Here is a 17,551-nt window from a genome sequence, read left to right on the forward strand (position 1 = left end):
ATGCTTCCAGTGGGACGGGGCATACCCGGTCCGCCGCTTCAGCGGCGGTGTCATGTGTTTCGATGGCAGAGTGGCCTCATGAGTGATGCCCACGAGCAGGGTTCGGGGTGGCACAGCCACGGCCCGGGGCACCTGCATCGCCATTCCCATTTCTCCCATCCGCACGACGCGGTCGATCCGGACTCCCCGGCCCCGCGACTGCACCTGCACGGCACCGTCCTCCCGGACGGGGAGCAGCGTGACCTGTGGGTCGTCGACGGGCACCTGAGCCTGACCCCGGTCGCCGACGCCACCACGATCGCGACCCACGGCTGGATCCTCCCCGGCCTGGTCGATGCGCACTGTCATGTCGGGCTGGTCGCGACCGGACCGACCACTGATGACGTCGCCGAGGAACAGGCGGTCACCGAGCGGGACGCTGGGGCGCTGCTGCTGCGCGATGCCGGGGCGCCGACCGATACCCGCTGGATCGACGACCGCGACGACCTGCCGAAAATCATCCGGGCCGGGCGACACATTGCCCGTCCCAAGCGGTACATGAAGAACTTCGCCGACGAGGTCGAGCCGGAGGGCCTGGTCGCCTCGGTGGAGCGGCAGGTCGCGGCCGGGGACGGCTGGATCAAGCTGGTCGGGGACTGGATCGATCGCTCGGTGGGGGATCTGCGGATGCTGTGGCCGGCCGCCGAACTGACCGCGGCGATCGCCCGGGCGCACGAGTTGGGCGCGCGGGTGACCGCGCACCAGTTCGGCGAGGACGGGCTGGACGTGCTGCTGGCCGCCGGGATCGACGGGATCGAGCACGGCACCGGCCTCAGCGATGCCACGATCGCGCTGATGGCCGAGCACCAGGTGAGCCTGGTCCCGACGCTGATCAACATCGAGACCTTCCCCGATATCGCCGCGGCCGGGGAGGACAAGTTCCCGCTGTACGCCGCGCACATGAACGACCTGTACGCCCGGCGTCGGGAGACCTTCGGCAAGGCAGTCGAGGCGGGCGTACCGATCTATGCCGGCACCGACGGCGGCTCGGCAATCATGCACGGGCGGATCGCCGACGAGATCGCGATGCTGGCCGACCTGGGCGGCGCCGACTTCGCGCTGGGGGCGGCGTCCTGGCGGGCCCGGGAGTGGCTCGGGTTCCCCGGGATCGAGGAGGGGGCACCGGCGGACCTGGTGATCTACGACGCCGATCCGCGGGTCGAGATCGGCGTACTGCAGGCGCCGAGTCGGGTGGTGCTGCGGGGTCGCGTGGTCCGCTGACCCGGGGCGACCCTTTCCTTAACGTTTGCAAGTTTTGTAGGTCGCGGGGGAGGGGGTCTGTTCCGCGGCGCTGTCGGGTCGATCTCCGGCCCGACAGCGCACGAGATAGCCCGACCGCGGGCCGGGCCGCGGTGATACGTTGCGCAAAGGCGGAGATTTCCTCGGCACGAACGGTGGGAAAGTGGAGGCGATGGTGGATTCAGCCGTGACCGAGTCGGCCCTGCAGGTCGCGCCCGGTTCGGTGGTGGTCGTCCGGGACGAGGAATGGCTGGTCACCGGGGTGGAGAACACCGCCGACGGGGACCTGCTGCGCGTCCAGGGACTCTCCGAACTGGTCCGCGGCACGACCGCCTCGTTCTACGGGTCCCTGGACCGCATCGTTCCGCTGGATCCGGCGCAGACCCGGCTGGTCGGTGACGATTCCCCCGGCCACCGGCGGTCCCGGCTCTGGCTGGAGGCGACCGTACGCAAGGCCCACCTCCCCCTGGCCGAAACCGCACTGACCGTCTCCACCGAGGCCCTGGCCGACCCGCTGGCGTACCAGCAATCGGCGGTCCGCACCGCACTCAGCGATCAGAACCTGCGCCCCCGGATCCTGCTCGCCGACGCGGTCGGCCTGGGCAAAACCCTCGAGATCGGGATGATCCTGTCCGAACTGGTCCGCCGCGGCCGCGGCGAACGGATCCTGATCGTGTGCCCGCGCCACGTGCTGGAACAGATGCAGCAGGAACTGTGGACCCGGTTCGCGCTCCCGTTCGTCCGGCTCGACTCCGCCGGCGTCCAACGGGTGAAGCAGAAACTCCCGGCCACCCGCAACCCGTTCACCTACTACAAACGGGTGATCATCTCGATGGACACCCTCAAGCAGGCCCGCTTCGAACGCGACCTGCGCCGGCACCGCTGGGACGCGGTGGTGATCGACGAATCCCACAACGTCACCAACGTCGCCGCGCAGAACAACCGGCTCGCCCGCACCCTGGCACCGAACACCGACGCGCTCATCCTGGCCTCGGCGACCCCGCACAACGGCCGCAAGGAGTCCTTCAGCGAACTGATCCGCCTGCTCGACCCGACCGCGGTGAGCCCCGCGGGCGACCTCGACACCGACCGGCTCGAACAACTCGTCGTCCGCCGGCACCGCAACTCCCCGGAGGTCGCCCAGGTGGTCGGCGCCCGCTGGGCCGAACGCCGCGAACCGAACAACCTGCTGGTCCCGGCCAACCCGGCCGAGAACGACGTGGCCCGGGAACTGGACGAGGTCTGGCTGCACCCGGCCTCCGGGGCGAGTCCGCACAGCACCGGCAACCACCTGTTCGGCTGGACCCTGGCCAAGGCATTCCTGTCCTCCCCGGCCGCGCTCGCCCAGTCGATCACCGAACGCTTGCGCCGCCTCGACCCGGCCAACCCGGCCGCACAGCGGGAAGCCCAAGCGCTGCACCGGCTCGCCGAGCTGAACGACGCCACCCGCGCCGACTCCGGCAAGTACGCCGCCCTGGTCGACGTGCTGCGCGGCATCGACGTGCACACCGAGCGGGCGGTGGTGTTCTCCGAACGCGTCCCGACCCTGCACTGGCTGCAGGACCAACTGTGCGCCACCTTCCGACTCAAGCCCGGCCAGGTGGAGATCCTGCACGGCGGCCTGAGCGATGAAGAACAGCAGCGGATCGTGGACTCGTTCAAACAGGCCGCCTCCCCGATCCGGATCCTGGTTACCGGCGACGTCGCCTCCGAGGGCGTCAACCTGCACCGGCAGTGCCACGAACTGATCCACTACGACATTCCCTGGTCGCTGATCCGGCTGGAACAGCGCAACGGCCGCATCGACCGGTACGGCCAGGAGACCCCGCCGCGGATCACCACCCTGCTGCTCGACCCGGACGCCGACAACTTCGCCGGCGACCTGCGGGTACTCAGCCGGGTGATCGAGAAGGAACACGAGGCCCACCAGGCCCTCGGGGACGCCGCCTGGCTGATGGGCAAGGAATCGGTCAGCGCCGAGGAGGACGCCATCCGCGACGTCCTCGCCGGACGCCGCGCCGAGGCCGACGTCCTCCCCGAACTCGACGAGATCGAAGGCCGCGACCTGATCGCCGACTTCCTCGCCGCCTGGGGCAACCAGCCCGCCCCCGCCGCGACCGTCGAAACCCGCCGGGACTCGCTGTACCCGGCCGACGTGGACTTCCTTCGCGACGCGGTCACCGAAATCTTCGTCACCCCCGAAGCCGCCCCGACCGCCAACGGGATCGGCTGGCGGGAACACCCCCAGCACGGCACCGTCGAGTTCGTCCCGCCGGCGGACCTGAAACCCCGGCTGGAGGTGCTGCCGCAGAGCTACCTGGCCGACCGCTTGGTCACCCAGAATCTGGTCCTGGCGACCACCCGGCAGCGCGGTGAGCAGACCCTGCGCGACGCGCTCAGCGATCAGACCACCTCGAGCTGGCCCGAGGCGCACTACCTCGCGCCGCTGCACCCGGTCCTGGAATGGGCCGCCGACCGCAGCCTGGCCAGCCTGGGCCGCGGCCAGATCTTCGCCGTCCGCGGCACCGTGCTGAGCCCGACGCTGCTGCTGCAGGGCCAACTGACCAACAAGCGCGGCCAGGTGATCGCCGCCCAGGTCGTCGGGATCGAGTTCCCCCAGCCCGAGGACAATCCCGACTTCCACCTGGTCAACATGTACGCCTCGGTCCCGGCCGCGCTGGCTGCCCTCGGGTTCGATTCCGCCGCCCGCAACCCCGGCCCGATCGACGGGACCACCCTGCAGCACCTGGTCGCCCGCGCGGTCGCCGCCGCCGATCAGGAGTTGGCCGCCCAGGTCGCCGGCACCGAACAGGCCACCCGCGACCGGCTGGCCCGGTGGCAGGACCGCACCCGGTCCTGGCAGGATTCCGCGGACCGGCTGGCCCAGCGCAGCGAGATCAAACAGCGCCGCCTCGGCGTCCGTGACGAGGAGGCCCTGCTGGCCGACCTGGCCCCGGACCGCCGCCTGGTCCGGCCCCTGCTCATGGTCGTTCCGGGAGGGATCGATGGCAACCAGTGATGCCCTGCGCGTGGTCGAGGACTGGATCAGCGAGCACTACTTCACCACCGACGCGCCCAAGGAATCCTTCCACGCCCGGGTGCTGGCCCGCCGCAAGGACTGGGACACCCAGGAGTCCTCGGTCCGCACCCGGTTCGGCGCCGCCCGGCACCTGCTCGAACTCGAGCTGGCCGAGCTGTACGACGAACACCCCGACCCGGATCTGAACCCTAGGGTGCAGCAGCGCCTGCTGGACATCCTCGGCTTCACCGCCGGCCCGTGGCAGGTCACCGGCACCGGCACCATCCGCCGGTACGCCTCCCCCGGACTGAGCGGCGCCGACGAACTCGCCGTCGTGCTGGCCCACCCGATCGAGGAGATCGACGCTGCCTTCGCCAAGGACGAGCCGACCCTGCCCGAAACGCTGATCGGCCCCGACGGGAGCGACGACCCGAGCAGCGGCGCGAAGGCGTACACCTCGATCGCGCGCGCGGTCTCGGCCCTGTTCACCGGCGAGGACGCGCCCGCGTACGTGCTCGTGCTGGCCGGCCGCTGGCTGATCATCGGCGAACAGGGCCGCTGGGCCGAGGGCCGCTGCCTCGGCGTCGACATCCAACTGGTCGCCGAACGCAACGACACCAAGAAGGGCGGTGAGCTCGACACCGCGCTGACCTGCGTCGAGGCCGCCTCGCTCGCCCCGGACGCCGACGGGAACATCTGGTGGGCCGGCGCGCTGGAGGACTCGGTCAAGCACACCGTCGGAGTCTCCAAGGACCTGCGCGAAGGGGTGCGGCTGTCCATCGAGGTGATCGCCAACGACGTGATCCAGCGCCGCGCCGCCCAGGGCCTGCCGCCTCTGCCGCCCGACCGGGCCCAGCCGCTGGCGCTGCAGGCACTGCGCTACCTGTACCGGATCCTGTTCCTGCTGTTCGCCGAGGCCTCCCCGGAACTGCAGGTGCTCCCGGTCGGCGCCCCCGACTACGACCAGGGCTACTCCCTGGACCGGCTCCGCGAACTCGTCCTGGTCGAACTCACCTCCCCGCAGGCCCGGCAGGGCACCCACTTCTACGACTCCCTGGACGTACTGTTCACCCGGGTCGACCGCGGCCACCGCCCACCCGACCCTGTCGACGGGGAACCCGACGGACTCACCTTCAACGCCCTGCGCGCCGACCTGTTCCACCCCCGCGCGATCGCCCACCTGAGCGAGACCCGGCTGTCGAACCAGGCCCTGCAACAGGTGCTGCGGACCCTGCTGCTCAGCCGGGAACGCCGCGGCGGCGAACGCGGGTTCATCTCCTACGTCGACCTCGGGATCAACCAACTCGGCGCGGTCTATGAGGGCCTGATGTCCTACACCGGCTCGTTCGCCACCGATGACCTGTACGAGGTCGCGCCAGGCGGGAACCCGGAGAAGGGCTCCTGGGTGCTCCCGGTGGACCGGGCCGCCGACATCGCCGAGAACGACTTCGTGCTCACCGAGGACCCCGACACCGGCGAGCAGAAGAAGGTGCTGCACCGCCGCGGCACCTTCGTGTTCCGGCTGTCCGGCCGGGAACGGCAACAGTCGGCCTCCTACTACACCCCCGAGGTACTGACCCGGTTCACCGTCTCCCAGGCCCTGGCCGAACTCCTCGACCAGGATGGCCACACCACGACCGCCGCCGAAATCCTCGGCCTGAGCGTCTGCGAGCCGGCCCTCGGTTCTGGCGCGTTCGCGATCGAGGCGGTACGCCAACTCGCCGAGCAGTACCTGACCCGCCGCGAGAAGGAACTCGGCCGCCGGGTCGACCCCGACGAACGCCCGCAGGTGCTGCAACGGATCAAGGCCCACATCGCGCTGCACCAGGTGCACGGGGTCGACCTCAACGCCACCGCGGTCGAACTGGCCGAAATCTCGCTGTGGCTGGACACCATGGCCGCCGGCCTGGACGCGCCCTGGTTCGGGCTGCGGCTCAAGCGCGGCAACTCCCTGATCGGCGCCAAACACGCGGTCTACACCGACAACGACGTGGCCAAGAGGCACTGGCTGACCACCCCGCCCACCGACGTGCCGCTCAGTCTCGACGGGGACGGGGAGAGCCTCGGCAGCCGGATCCACCACTTCCTACTGCCCGCCCACGGCTGGGGCGCCACCGCCGACTCCGCCGAGGCGAAGAAGCTCGCTCCGGAACGGGTCAAAGCGGTCAAGACCTGGGCCCGGTCGCTGCAGAAGGCCCCGACCACGACCCAACGGACCCGGCTCAAGCGGCTGGCCGAACGGGTCGAGGTGCTCTGGCAGTACGCCGCGCAACGCCTCCGGATCGCCGAACAGCAGACCTCCCGCGACGTCGGCGTCTGGGAGAACCCGCTCCCGACCGGACCCGAGCGCGGCGAGATCGTCACCCGGGAACAGATCGAGGAATCCCTCGCCGACCCCGACGGCTCCTACCAACGCCTCAAACTCGTGATGGACGCCTGGTGCGCGCTGTGGTTCTGGGCGCTCACCCTGCCCGCCGAGCCGGACCCGGCGACCGGTGACCCCGGCGAGCCGGTGCAGCCACCGACACTGGACCAATGGCTGGACACGCTGGAAGCCATCCTCGGTACCGTCCAGCTGTCCGCCAAGGACCGGCAGTTGGCGCGGCAGGGGCAGACTCCACTCACCGGGCACGACTGGGCCGACCTGGGGACCGCCGAACAATGGGACCGGGCTGCCTCCGGCGCCCGACCGACCAGTCGGATCGCGGAAGAGCAGCCCTGGCTCGCGGTCGTCCGGGACGTCGCGGCGCGGCAGGGCTTCTTCCACTGGGAACTCGAATTTGCGCCGGTCTTCGGCCGCGGTGGCTTCGACCTGCAGGTCGGGAACCCGCCCTGGGTTCGACCGCGCGGTGACGTCGATGCCCTGCTCGCCGAGTTCGACCCGTGGTGGGCACTGGCGCAGAAACCGAGCGAGCAGCAGCGCCGCGAGCGGCGGGACCGGACGCTGCAGTATCCGGGGGCCGCGGAGTTGGTTCTCGACGGTTCTGTCGACACCGTGGCGACAGCCGCTTACGTCGGGAGCCCGGTCTGCTATCCAGTGCTCAACGGATTGCAGCCCGATTTCTACCGGTGCTTCATGGCGCAGACGTGGACGCATGCCTCGCGAGTTGGCACGACGGGTTTGATCCACCTCGAATCACATTTCACCGACGAGAAGGCGGGGCTCCTGCGCCAGGAAACCTATCGTCGACTTCGGCGACACTGGCAGTTCATCAACGAGCTGCAACTCTTCGAAATCCAGCATCAGAAGAGCTATGGCGTCAACATCTACGCCCAGCCATGTCAAGGCACGGCTTTTTTGAATGCTTCCGCGCTCTATCACCCCGAGACTGTCGAACGATCCAGGGGGCATTCAGGGGAAGGCGCGGCCCCCGGGTTCAAGGACGACGACGGTCACTGGGACCTGCGTCCGCATGCCGAGCGGGTGGTAACCGTCACCGACGGCGTGCTGCAGGTGTGGCGGGACGTTCTGGAGGAATCAACCGTACCTGTCGGGCAGACCCGGATGCTGTATACGGTCAATAGCGAGGTTGCACATGTACTGGCCACGCTAGCGGCTGCGCCCCGTGTGGGGACGTTAGGACTGCGCTTTTCTCGAGGATGGGACGAATCTATCGACCGGAAGAAGGGTCGATTCGAGCAGCGTTGGGGGGACCCCGGACGGTGGATTGACGCCATTCTTCAAGGGCCCCACATTTACGGGAACCATCCGATCTACAAGATCCCCAATCCGACGATGAAGAACCACTTGGATTGGTCAGCGGTGGATCTGGAGTCTTTGTCACCTACAGCGGTGCCGGTGACGGCGTACAAGCCGGCGGGCGACAAGGCGGTCTATGACGCCGCCTACACGCACTGGGACGGCGATCCCGCCCGGGATCACTACCGGGTCGCGTGGCGCCGGATGGCAGCCAACACAGGTGAACGGACGTTGATTCCGGCCCTGATCCCGCCGGGGTCTGCGCATGTGCACCCCGTGACTTCTGCGGGTGTCAGCGCGGTGGGCGATTTGGTGCGACTGCAAGCGATGCTTGGGTCGCTGCTTGCTGACTTCTCGGTTCGGGCGTCGCCCAAAGGCGATATCCACGGGTCGACCGTGAGTAGGCTCGCAGTACCGGACTTGGAGCACCCCCTTTGGCCTCAGGCCGCACTGCGCACCCTGCGGCTCAACTGTGTGACGGCCGCGTACGGGGACCTGTGGCGGGAGTGCTGGGACCCGGCGTACATGCAGGACAGCTTCGTGCTGGGGGACACCACGGTCGACCTGGGTGCGGTCGGGCCGGAGTGGACCCCGGCTACCCCGCTGCGGCGGGCGCTGGATCGGCGGCAGGCGCAGGTGGAGATCGACGCACTGGTCGCGCTGATGCTGGGTGTCACCGCCGACGAGCTGTGCACGGTGTACCGGACCCAGTTCGCGGTGCTGCGCGGCTACGACAAGGACACTTACCTCTACGACGCGAACGGTCGACTGGTGCCGAACGCTGTCCTGGCGCCGTGGCGCAAGCAGGGGGACCGGCTGAGCGTCGAGGACCGGACGCACACCAATGCCGCCGGGAACACCTACACCTACGAGCTGCCGTTCCGGTTCCATGACCGGGAGGCCGACCTGCGGACCGCCTACGCGGCGTTCCAGCAACGGCTCGGGGAGAGCCCGAGCGATGGCTGAGCTGCTGCCGACCCAGCAGGCGCGGCAGCTCAGCCGGGCCCTGGTCGACTATCTGGCCACCACGTTCGCGCTGACCGATCCGGACGCGCAGCGGGCGCTGGAGGAGTTCCTGCACGACGAGGCCGACGGGATCTTCACCGGCCCCTACGTCCGGCTGAAGCTCCCGTTCGCGCACGCGGCCGACGGCTGGCAGCATGCGCTGGAATGGCTGCCGACCGGGTTCGAGCCCTATGCCCACCAGGCCGCCGCGTTCGCCCGGTTGACCTCCCATCCGGGACCGGGGGAGGACCTGCGTACCGGACAGCCCACCCTGGTCACCACCGGCACCGGCTCGGGCAAGACCGAGGCCTTCCTGTATCCGGTCCTCGACCATGTGCTGCGGGCCCGGCGGCTCGGGCATCCGGGGATCAAGGCGCTGATCCTGTACCCGATGAACGCGCTGGCCAACGACCAGGCCGACCGGATCACCCGGCTGCTCACCACCGACCCCCGGCTGCGCGGGGTCACCGCCGCCCTGTACACCGGCGAACAGGGCGCCACCCGCACCCGGGTCTCCGCCGACGGGCTGATCACCGACCGCAACGTGATCCGGGACACCCCGCCGGACGTGCTGCTGACCAACTACAAGATGCTCGACCAACTGCTGCTGCGCCCGGAGGACCACCGGCTGTGGCAGGCGAGCGCGGACAGCCTGCGCTACCTGGTGCTCGATGAGTTCCACACCTACGACGGCGCCCAGGGCACCGATGTCGCGATGCTGCTGCGCCGCCTCGGCCTGGTCCTGGACCGCTACCGCGCCGAACCGACCGCGCCCGGCGGGGCGCCGCTGGGCCCGATCATTCCGGTGGCGACCTCGGCCACCCTCGGTGACGCCGGGGACACCGCCGCGATGCGCTCCTTCGCCGAGTCCGTCTTCGGCGTCCCGTTCGTCGCCGACGCGGTGATCACCGAGACCCGGCGCGATCTCACCGAATGGGCCGACGAGCTCAGCGCGCACGTGCCCGCGGGCACGGTCGGGACAGTGCATCTCGGCGACATGGCCGATGCCGCCGCCGGTCTGGATGCGCTGCGCGATCCGGCCGCGCTCACCCGGGCCGTGGTCGAGGTGTTCCTGGAACCGGCGCTGGCCGGGGAGACGGCGTACCGGCCGGAGACCGCCGCCGACCTGGCCGGGGTCCTGCTCGCCGCACCGCAGGTCCGGAACCTGATCGAGACCGCCGGGCCGGCCCGCGACCTGGACGACCTGGTCCGCGCGATGATCCCGCGCCCGGATGCCGGCGGGGTCGCCGCCCGGTTCGTCGGCCACCTGATCGCCGCGCTCAGCCACCTGCGCGCCGAACTGGGCCGCGGCTTCGTCTCGGTGGAGACGCACCTGTGGATCCGCGAGGTGACCCGGATCGACCGGGACGCCTCCGCTGTCCCACGGTACCGCTGGGGCGACGACGGGATCCGCACCGGCGAATCCGGGACCGAGCCGGCGACCGGCTACCCCGCGCTGTACTGCCGGCATTGCGGCCGCTCCGGCTGGGGCATCGTGCTGGAGCCGACCGGGACCGGCCTGGCCCGCACCGACCTGAACATCCGCCGACACCGGGCCGCCGGGGAGAAGTACTTCCGCGCCCTGCTGTACGCCCCCAGCGAGGCCGCCGCGGCGACCGATGCCGGAGCACCGGACCGGGCGAGCGAGGGACTGCACTGGTGGCACGTCAGCGACCGCCGGCTGGAGAGCGCCCCCCCCGATGAGTTCGACACCAAACTGCAGGAGGGCCAGATCCTGCCGGTGCTCACCCACACCCGCGCCCAGGAGGATCAGGCCGGCGCCGAAACCTGCCCCTCCTGCGGCGAACGCGACGCCATCCGCTGGCTCGGCTCGGCCATCTCGACCCTGCTGTCGGTGACCCTGTCGGCCCTGTTCGGGGACCAGGAGATCGACGCGAGCGAGAAGAAGGCGCTGGTGTTCACCGACTCGGTCCAGGACGCCGCCCACCGGGCCGGGTTCGTCCAGGCCCGGTCGCACACGCTGAGTCTGCGCTCCACCATCCACGACGCGCTCAGCGTCCCCGACGGCGCTGAGCCCGACGCTGCCGAGCCGGTCGTGTCGTTGGCGGAGCTGCCGGACCGGATGATCGAGCGCGCCGGGGACGACCCGTTCCGGCGCTACCGGCTGCTGCCGCCGAACCTGGCCGACGCCCCGAAGTTCGCCGACTACTGGAAGCATCCCGGCCGGCACACCCCCGCGGTGCTCAACCGGGTCCGCACCCGGCTGGCGTTCGACCTCGCCCTGGAGTTCGGGCTCAACTCCCGCTTCGGCCGCACCCTGGAGAACACCGGCAGCGCGGTCGCCGGGGTCGACGCCGGCCGGCCCGCCGACCTGGTCACCGTCGCCCGGGCCGCGCTGGCCACGATGCCGGCGCTGACGGCCGAACCCACCGACCGGGACGTGATCGGCTGGGTCCGCGGCGTCCTGGAACACCTCCGCAGTCACGGTGCGATCGATCATCGCTGGTTGCACCGCTTCATCGAGTCCGATGGGAATCGGTGGCTGATCTGGGGCGGGCGGAACCGGTCGGCCGGGATGCCCGCCTTCCCCCGCGGCCGGTCCGCGCCGCAGTTCCCCCGGGTCGGGGCGCCGGTGCACCGCCGGGCCGACATGCTGCTGGAGCCGGTCACCGGCGAGCAGAGCTGGCACGCCCAATGGGCCGTCCGGGCGCTCGGGGTTCCGGCGTCGGTCGGCGCGGTCGCTGCCCGGCAACTGCTCGCCGAGCTCGCCACCGCCGAGGTGCTGCTGGCCCGGACCACCGACAGCAACGCCACGGCGTACGCCCTCGACCCGGCCCGGATCCTGGTCCGGGCGACCCCGACCACCCCGGCAGCCGCGGGGGAGTACCTGCTGCGCTGCGACGTCTGCCACACCCAGCATCCCGGCGACCCGGAAACGGTCTCCCAGTTGGCCGGCCGGCCCTGTATGTACGTGCGCTGCCCGGGCCACCTGCACCCCGAACCGATCCGGGACAACTACTACCGCGACCTGTACGCCTCCACCGACATGCGCCGGGTGGTCGCCCGGGAACACACCAGCCTGCTGCCCGACGAGGTCCGGCTGGAGTACGAGGACCAATTCCGGCGCGCCGAGACCACCCCGGGCGCCCCGAACGTGCTCGTGGCGACCCCGACCCTCGAACTCGGCATCGACATCGGCGACCTGTCCACCGTCCTGCTCGCCGCGCTGCCGCGGACCGTCGCGTCCTACCTGCAGCGGGTCGGGCGCGCCGGCCGGCTCACCGGGAACGCGCTCAACCTGGCCTACGTCACCGGCCGCCCGCAGGAACTGCCCCGGCTGCACGACCCCGACCAGCTCCTCAACGGGGCCGTCCGGCCGCCGGCGATCTGGCTGTCGGCCGAGGAGATCCTGCGTCGGCAGTACCTCGCCGCGCTGATCGACCGGATCGCCGGGGACCCCGGCCGGCGCCACCCGCGTACCGCCACCGAGGCGCTGGCCGTCGCCGAACCCGACACCTTTCTTGGGGACCTGATCGCGTACGCCGAAACCCATGCCGCCGAACTGCTGGACGCCTTCCTGGGCACCTTCGCCGACCTGCAGCCCGACGGTGTCCGGGCCCTGCGCGGCTGGGCGAGTGCGGGGGAGCAGCCCGGCAGCAGCGGCCTGGCCCGTCAAGTGTACGCCGCCGCGCACGACTGGAACAGCCACGGCGAGGCGCTGGAGTACCGGCGGCAGGCCATCGCGACCGAGCTGCCCGAACTGCAGCGCCGGGCGGAGGAACCGCACGCCGACGGGGAGTCCGTGGCGGCGTACCAGACCGCCCGGGGCGCGCTGAACTACCTGATCCGCCAGCTCAAGGAGCGCCGCAGCCAGCACTGGGTCGCGGCCCTGGAGGAGGCCGGGCTGCTGCCCAACTACACCCTGCTCGACGATTCGGTCGCCCTGGATGTCACCCTGACCTGGCGCGATCCGGAGACCGACGCCTGGCAGGAGGAACAGACCACCCTGGCCCGCCCCTCGGCCCGGGCGCTGCACGAGTTCGCTCCCGGTGCGCACTTCTACGCCCGGGGGTTCGAGGTCGAGATCGACTGTGTCGAACTCGGCCCGGACGCCGACGCGATCCGGGAGTGGCGGTTCTGCGCGGAGTGCGGCTGGGCCCGGGAGGAGGCCACCGCCGACCCGGACACCCCGTTGACCCACTGTCCCCGGTGTGGCAGCCCCAGTCCGGCCGGGATGGAGCAGCGCCTTCCGGTCGCCGAACTCACCCGGGTTTCCGCCCGCGCTTCCCGGGAGGAGGCCCGGATCGGGGACCGGGCCGAGGACCGCGTCCGGACCCGCTTCACCGTCGCCGCCGCGGTCGACATCGACCCCGCCCGGGTCGGCCGGGAATGGTTCGTCGACGGCTACGACTTCGGCGCCCGCTACCTCGACAAACTGACCGTACGCTGGCTCAACCTCGGCAGGACCGGCTCCGGCGCCACTCTCGATCTGGCCGGCCGGCAGTACAAGGCGCCGCTGTTCCGGATCTGTACCGGCTGCGGCGTCCTCGACCGGGCCGCCGGCACCAACCGGCCCGAGGAACACCGGCCCTGGTGCCGCTACCGCAAGAACCCCGACGAAGAGCACGTCGCCACCATCGCGCTGTCCCGGACGCTGACCACCCAGGGCGTCCTGCTGTCCCTGCCGCCCCGGGTCACCTACGGCGACACCTTCGCCATCCCCAGCCTCACCGCGGCGCTGCTGCTCGGGATGCGGGAGACCTACGGCGGCGACCCGGACCACCTCGGGGTGCTCACCTGCCCGGCCCCCTCGGCCACCGGGACCCGGGAGGCGCTGCTGCTGCACGACCTGGTGCCCGGCGGGACCGGCTACCTGGCCGACCTGGCGTCCCCGGATCGGGCCTGGGACCTGCTCTACACCGCCTGGGAACGGGTCCGCGACTGCCCCTGCCGCAACGAGGGCCAACTTGCCTGTCACCGCTGCCTGCTCCCGTACGCCGAACCCGGCCAGGCCCAGTTGGTTTCCCGGATGGTCGCCGAACGCCACCTGCGCGCGATCCTGACCGCCGGGAATCCGGACGCCGAACCGGACCGGCAGCAGCAATGGGCCACGACGACCCAGCAGCAGGCCTTCGATGTGGACGCCGAATCGCACCTGGAGCAGCGGTTCCGGATCGAGTTCACCAAGCTGGTCGAATCCCTCGGCCCGACCGACCTGACCGAACTGCCCGGACCCAGCGGCAACCGGATCCGGTTCCGGCTGCCGAACCAGGAGGGGGCCTGGCTGCTCGAACCCCAGGTGCTGCTCGGCCGGGCCCGGCCCGATTTCGTGCTGTCCCACCCGGACCCGCAGCGCGGGAACGTCGCGATCTTCACCGACGGGTACGCCTACCACGCCTCGGTGCAGCACAACCGGCTCGCCGATGACGCCGCCAAACGCTCGGAACTGACCCACCGGGTGCTCGCAGTGACCGCCGACGATGTGGCCGCGCAGGCCGCCGGGACCCCGGCGCGGATTCCCGGCTGGTGGAACCCTCGCTTCCGGGAGATGCTGACCCAGCATTTTCCGCACCTGTCCGGGGCGCTCGCAACCATCCCGCAGGGCCCGTTCGGGTGGCTGCGGCACTGGCTCACCACCCCCGACACCGCCCGCGGGGACGACCTCGCCGATGCCCTCGCGCTCGGCGTCCTGGCGGCCAATCAGACCACCGCCCCCGGCGGACTCCCCGGCCCCGAGGTGGCCCGCCGCCTGGTCAGCGGCGGCACCGCGCCCGGCCCGGATCGGGCCGGCTGGTGGTCCCGGCCCGGGGTGGGGATCTTCAGCCGGCCGCTGTCCGGCAGCACGTTCGAAACCTGTGCCATCCTCGACGACCGGCCGACGGCGCTGGCCGACCCCGGGGCCAAGGAGGCCTGGCAGGACTGGCTCGCCTGGGCCAATGCGATCGGCTTCGATCCCGGGCATCCGATCACCACGACGCAGTTGCTCAGCCGGGCGCCGGTGGCGCCGCCGGTCCCCGCCGCGGTGGCCGTTGGGACGGTTGACCTCGGGGCCTGGGCCGAGGTGCTCGATGAGTATGTCGACGATCGGACCCGGGCGCTGGTGGTCGATCTGTCCCGGACGCCGGTCCCGGTCGGGGAACTCGGCTACGAGACCGAGGACGAGAACCAGATCGTGGTCGACCTGGCCTGGCCCGAGGAGCGCGTCGCGGTCGTCATCGACCCCGACTCGGCGGAAATGGATCAGTTGCGGGCGGCCGGCTGGACCGTGGTCGAGCCGAGCCCCGATGCCATCACCCATGCGCTGGCCGCGGCCGGCTCGAATCCCGGAGGACTGTGATGCCGCAGAGCACCCTGATCATGAGTCACGGCGGCCCCGAGCTGGAACAGGCGATCCGCGCCAAGGCGTACGCGTTCTATCAGAAGCTGACCACCGACGATGCGCTGCCGGGGTTGCACATCGAGCCGATCAAGGGGGCGGTGGACCCGCGGGTGCGGACCGGGCGGGTCGACGACCAGTACCGGGCGGTGATGTTCCGGTTGGACGACGACGGGCGCCGGGCGTACGTGATCCACGGCATCTGGAACCACGACGAAGCCAACCGGATCGCCGAATCGGTCGCCCTGCGAAGGAATCCGCTGAACGGGATCCCCGAGGTACGCCGGGTCGACCACACCCCGGAACCACCGCTCGCGCCGAGCCGCGCGGCGCAGGAGAAGCGCACCTATCTCGGCCACACCGCCGCCGAACTGGTCACCGGCCTCGGGCTGGACGAGGCGACCGCGCTCCGGCTGGCCGACTGCGCGGACGAGGACGCGCTGCTCGCCGCGGCCGCCGACCTCGGTGGGTGGCAGGGCAACGCGGTGATCGAACTGGCGACCGGGACCCCGATGGCGGAGGTACGCGAGACGTTCGGGCTCAGCACCCCGGAGCCGGTTGCCGACCACCCGGGCGGGCCTGCGGTGAGCGACCGGGAGCTGGTCACCCTGATCCGGGAGAACCCGGCGGCCCGGGCGATCTTCAGCTATGTCGAGGGGGAGGACGACCTGCGCCGCGTGATCGAGGCCAAGGACTTCGATGCCTGGCGGGTCTGGCTGCATCCGCTGCAGCGCCGCCTGGTCGACGCGCACTACAACGGTTCCTACCGGCTGGCCGGCGGGGCGGGGACCGGGAAGACGGTCGTGCTGGTGCACCGCGCGGTCCGGCTGGCCCGGGACAATCCCGAGGCGCGGATCCTGGCGACCACCTTCACCACCAACCTGGCCCAGGAACTGCGTCGCCAGGTGGCCACCCTGGACATGCGCGTCGTGGCGGAGCGGTTCGGTGACCCGGGGGTGCTGGTGCAGGGCATCGACTCGCTGGTCAGCACGATCCTGGCCCGGGCCGACGGGATCGACGAGGACACCGAGCAGCTGTTCGGCTACCGCACCACCGACGTGTCCCGGCGGACCAATGCCGAGGAGGCCTGGCAGGCCGCGATCCTCACCGGGGGCCGGGATCTGCCCGACCGGCTGAAGTCACCGGCCTTCCTGGCCGCGGAGTACGCCGCGGTGGTGCTGGCGAACCGGATCACCGAGGTGCAGCAGTATTTGCGGATCGCCCGGCCGGGCCGCGGGGTGCGGCTGTCCCGCAAGGAGCGGGTGGCGATCTGGCAGGTGGTGCAGGCGTACCGGACGCTGGCGCGGGCCGACCGGACCCTCGACTACGCCGAGGCGGCGGCCCTGGCCGCGGTGCACCTGGACCGGATCGCCGCCGGCGGGGGAGGGCGGTCGTTCGAGCACATCGTGGTCGACGAGGGGCAGGACCTCGGTCCGGGGCATCTGATGTTCCTGCGCGCCCTGGTCGCGACCGGGCCGGATGATGTGTTCCTGGCCGAGGACGCCCATCAGCGGATCTATGGGCAGCGGCTGACCCTGTCGAAGTTCGGGTTCGCCGTACGCGGGCGGTCCAGCCGGTTGCGGCTGAACTACCGGACCACCGCGGAGAACCTGAACCTGGCCCAGCAGGTGCTGGTCGGCGCGGACTGGGTCGACGCCGATGATCAGCCGGAGGATTCCTCGGGGTATCGGTCGGTGCGGCACGGTCCGGAGCCGCGGATCGTGCACACCGCGACGCTGGTCGAGGAGTACGACCGGGCCGCGGAGCTGATCGGGGCCTGGATCCGGGAGACCCAGGAGCAGGGTCGGCCGCTGCAGACGATCGGGATCCTGGTCCGGGATCGGCGACAGCGGGATCTGGTGGTGGCGGCCCTGGCCGAGCGGCGGGTCGGCGTACGCGCGGTGGACAATCAGGGGATCCCGGACGGGCAGCCGGTGGTGCTGACCATGCATCGGGCGAAGGGGACCGAGTTCGCGAAGGTGCTGCTGATGGGGGTGTCGAAGCAGAACCTGCCCAAGGTGTACGGGAACCTGCCTGCGGAGGAGCTCGATGATGCGGTGCTGCGGGAGCGGGCGTTGCTGTATGTCGCGGCGAGTCGGGCCCGGGATGAGTTGGTGGTCAGTTATGCGGGGGAGGCGAGCCCGTTGATGCCGGAGAATCCCCCGGTCGGCTGATCGGCTGACCGAGTACCAGGCGGCCAAGGATGTGATGG

Annotated in this window: 5 protein-coding genes; all 5 read left to right on the forward strand. The window is 71.0% G+C overall.

Going from position 1 to position 17,551, the window contains the following annotated elements; translation table 11 throughout:
- Positions 1-78 precede the first annotated feature (78 nt).
- The 5 genes from G531_RS0106325 (at position 79) to G531_RS0106345 (ending at position 17,513) form a co-directional block, all read left to right on the forward strand.
- On the forward strand, positions 79-1,260 hold the full coding sequence (locus G531_RS0106325; protein WP_051215144.1) for an amidohydrolase family protein: 1,182 nt from the start codon (positions 79-81) through the stop codon (positions 1,258-1,260).
- Between the two features lie 190 nt (positions 1,261-1,450).
- Complete coding sequence (locus tag G531_RS26970) at positions 1,451-4,297, forward strand: helicase-related protein (protein WP_211221786.1); 2,847 nt, start codon at positions 1,451-1,453, stop codon at positions 4,295-4,297.
- Positions 4,284-8,963 carry a hypothetical protein gene (locus tag G531_RS0106335; RefSeq protein WP_026926597.1) on the forward strand — a complete coding sequence of 1,560 codons (4,680 nt, stop codon included), beginning with the start codon at positions 4,284-4,286 and terminating at the stop codon, positions 8,961-8,963. The genes G531_RS26970 and G531_RS0106335 overlap by 14 nt, the downstream gene beginning before the upstream one ends.
- Positions 8,956-15,300 (forward strand): DEAD/DEAH box helicase, encoded by a 6,345-nt coding sequence (locus G531_RS26895; RefSeq protein WP_026926598.1) that lies wholly within the window; start codon positions 8,956-8,958, stop codon positions 15,298-15,300. Before G531_RS0106335 ends, G531_RS26895 begins: the two co-directional genes overlap by 8 nt.
- Positions 15,300-17,513: a 3'-5' exonuclease gene (locus tag G531_RS0106345; RefSeq protein WP_026926599.1), complete on the forward strand. Its 2,214-nt coding sequence runs from the start codon at positions 15,300-15,302 to the stop codon at positions 17,511-17,513. Before G531_RS26895 ends, G531_RS0106345 begins: the two co-directional genes overlap by 1 nt.
- The last annotated feature ends 38 nt before the right edge of the window (positions 17,514-17,551 follow it).

The organism is Granulicoccus phenolivorans DSM 17626 = NBRC 107789 = JCM 15570 (assembly GCF_000423085.1).
GTDB lineage: Bacteria > Actinomycetota > Actinomycetes > Propionibacteriales > Propionibacteriaceae > Granulicoccus > Granulicoccus phenolivorans.